This is a genomic window from Bradyrhizobium sp. (assembly GCF_049586575.1).
GTDB lineage: Bacteria > Pseudomonadota > Alphaproteobacteria > Rhizobiales > Xanthobacteraceae > Bradyrhizobium.
In genome coordinates this window covers 1-2996 of the sequence record NZ_JBAVCF010000070.1, presented here as the reverse complement: position 1 = coordinate 2996, position 2996 = coordinate 1, and the positions used below count along the sequence as shown (strand labels likewise).

3 protein-coding genes are annotated in these 2996 nt (G+C 60.6%); all 3 read left to right on the top strand.

What is annotated here, in order from left to right; translation table 11 throughout:
• Positions 1–55: 55 nt before the first annotated feature.
• The 3 genes from WB528_RS02150 (at position 56) to WB528_RS02140 (ending at position 2158) form a co-directional block, all read left to right on the top strand.
• Positions 56–1168: an AI-2E family transporter gene (locus WB528_RS02150; RefSeq protein ID WP_423886781.1), complete on the top strand. Its 1113-nt coding sequence runs from the start codon at positions 56–58 to the stop codon at positions 1166–1168.
• Between the two features lie 88 nt (positions 1169–1256).
• Positions 1257–1619 (top strand): DUF883 family protein, encoded by a 363-nt coding sequence (locus WB528_RS02145; protein WP_423886780.1) that lies wholly within the window; start codon positions 1257–1259, stop codon positions 1617–1619.
• Positions 1620–1726: 107 nt separating this feature from the next.
• Complete coding sequence (locus tag WB528_RS02140; protein ID WP_423886779.1) at positions 1727–2158, top strand: hypothetical protein; 432 nt, start codon at positions 1727–1729, stop codon at positions 2156–2158.
• The last annotated feature ends 838 nt before the right edge of the window (positions 2159–2996 follow it).

The window sequence follows — 2996 nt, the reverse complement described above, 5'->3', positions numbered from 1 at the left end:
CGCTGCGGTGTCGCGGCTTGCAATCCATATTCGCCATCAGCGCGGGGAGAGCCAGTTGCGTGTCCTGTCCAACGAGCGTGCGCCGACAAAAGATGCTGACGGCACGTCGCTGCCTGACAGCGACGCTGACCTATCCCCCACCGTTCACAGCACGGAAATCATCGCCTTTTCCCTGTTCGCGCTGCTGCTCATCAGCATTGTGGCCACTCTTTATGTCGCCAAGGGATTCTTCCTTCCCGTTGTGGCGGCATTCGTGGTCGGCACCATGCTATCGCCGGCGGCGGGCCTTCTTGAGCGTCACCGGATTCCGCGCGCGGTTTCGGCGGTCCTGATCGTGAGCGCAGTCGGCGCAGGCGTCACCTTCATTATCGGTCTGATTTCCTCGCCACTGATGGAATGGAGCACGCGGCTGCCCGAACTGGGCGGACGGCTCAAGGACAAGATGCATATTTTCGACCGTCCGCTCGCGCTCTGGCACGAGCTTCAGAACATGCTGGGCTTCCCCGACAGTTTCTCGGTCGCTCCCTTCCAGATGCCAAAACTCGAGTGGCTGCAACCGACGCTCGAATTCCTGTCCCCGACGTTCACCGAATTCCTGTTGTTCTTTGCAACCCTCATTCTGTTCATCGCAAGCTGGCGCGACCTGCGCCGCGCCCTGATCATGACCTTTACCGGTCACGACTCCCGGCTGCGGGTCTTGCGGAGCCTCAACGCGATCGAAGAGCATCTCGGCTCTTACTTGCTGACCGTGACGCTGATCAACATGGGCGTAGGCACGGCGACCGGGCTGATCTGCTGGGTCACGGGCATGCCGAATCCGGCCGGGCTCGGTGCGCTTGCCGCCACGCTGAACTATCTGCCCATCATCGGCCCGGTTGCGATGTTTGCGATTCTGACCGTGGTCGGGCTGATCGCCTTTTCGACGATCGGGGCGGCTGTAATCGCGCCACTCGCCTTTGTCGGCGTTGCGTTTCTCGAAGGTCATTTCATCACGCCCACCATCATCGGGCGCCGGCTCGAACTCAATGCCCTCGCGGTATTCATTTCGCTGGCATTCTGGACCTGGCTGTGGGGGCCTATGGGTGGTTTTCTTTCGTCGCCGCTCTTGATCGTTGCGCTGATCCTCAGAGATCACTTGTCGCCATCGAATTCGGCCCAGATACCGTAAATCACGCGGCCCATCGGTTTCGTTTCGGGAACTTCCCCGTGCCCGGGGCGTTTGCCACCCAATCAACCTGGGATGCCGGGAGCTTTTGATGTCGCGGACGGACGGAATGCAAGACATGACGGACAAAGCAACCTACGAACGGCTGGAGAAGGATGTGGCTAACGTGAAAAACGATATCAGCGCCCTCGCCGATCAAATCACTGATGCGATCAACACTTTTGCGGGCACCGCGCGCAATCAGGCGCGGCGCGGCTACAAGAATGCCCGCGACAACGTCGACACAGTCGTTGATGACTTGTCGGAGCGCAGCGGCGCCATGATGGGCGCCGCCCAGGATGCAGCAGCGTCGATGGAAGAAACGCTGGAGAACGTCATCACCGAGCGTCCGCTTGCGACCGTAGGCCTCGCGCTTGGGCTGGGCTTTCTGATCGGCATGACCTGGCGTCGATAAGAGTTGGCGTCGATAAGAATTGACGTCGATAGGAGTTGGGCCGGCAAGGAGCTGGCGCCGATCAAGACACGCATCAATGGAAACCCAACCGCCAGGCGGACAGACAGATGTTTACGCGCATGATCGACGACTTCAAGGAATCGACGGGCGTGGCGGTGAGGATGACATCGCTTGCGGCTGCGATCGCGCTCGCCGTCCTTGTCACCATCGCATTCCTCTGCGCCGCCGCTTTCATTTATGTCCTGCAAAACTATGGTCTGATCGAAGCCTGCCTGACCGGTGCCGGGATCTTCTTCCTCATTGCGCTGATCGGAATCGTGGTTTATGCGGTACGAAAACGGCAGGCCCGGCGGCACGCCGCAGAGACGGCAAAATCCGCGATGCATGCCGCACTCGTCGATCCGATGGTCGTGGCAGCCGGTCTTCAGGTCATACGTGCTATCGGCGTCAAACGGCTGGTGCCGCTTCTGGCTGTCGGTGGCCTCGCATTAGGACTGCTCTCAAGCCGTCCAGCGTCCAAAGAAGCGCCCGCGGAGTGATCTGATCAAACGCCCGCTCAGGTGATGCAGCGCCCGGGCTGGAGTTGTCTGGCAACTTCCGCCAAGACGCTGACGACCGGCTCGCATGCCACCATCGTTCTGCGAATGGCGGGCTTGACCGGAGAGGGCGCTGACGGGGGAGTGCTGATGGCCACGGGAACGCGGACGAGGAAAGTCGTATCCGAAAAGCCGTTCAGTTGAAGCGAAACCGTTCGCGTCTGCGCCGGCGAGCCGGCCGGGCTTGCCGCGCGGTCCGCTTTTGACCCGCGATTGACCGAGGATCCGCTTCCAGCCGGCGAACTGGAGGGCAAAGATAAAGATTGCGCGATTGTCGTGTGATCACCCGCGATCGCAGACAGACCGCGACCAGAGGCGAGTTCCGCTGCACCCGAGATCAGCGAAAGCGCGAGCACGCCCGATATCCCCACTATGAGCCGTGACATTTCTTGTCCTCGGTCTGCGACCTGTTGGCCGATGAATCAACGCGGCGGGAACCGGAAAGGTTTCGTGGCTTGGCGATCACGCTCGTGAAAATAATTCGAAAAATGCGATGCCTCGCCGGAACGATCTTTTGGTCCGCGAGTCATCTCTGCAGCCGGTTATCCCCCCTGCCCCATTGACCGGCGATGCGGGGCGCGGCTGTGGTGATGCCAGCCGCGCCCCGCTTTTCTCGGCGAAAATTGAGCTAAACTGCCGTCACCGGCCCACCATCCGCCCCACCTTTGGAAATCGGATCAGCGCGCCGGGACCGCCTTGAGGTAAATTTTCGTGATGCGAGCCGCCTTGATGTTTCCGCGAAGCCGGCTTCCGGGATCTTCGCGAGTTGGGCATCAAAAAC

Coding starts and splice junctions, on each gene's coding strand:
- WB528_RS02140 (WP_423886779.1), top strand. CDS start 1,727: ATGTTTACGCGCATGATCGACGACTTCAAGGAATCGACGGGCGTGGCG.
- WB528_RS02145 (WP_423886780.1), top strand. CDS start 1,257: ATGTCGCGGACGGACGGAATGCAAGACATGACGGACAAAGCAACCTAC.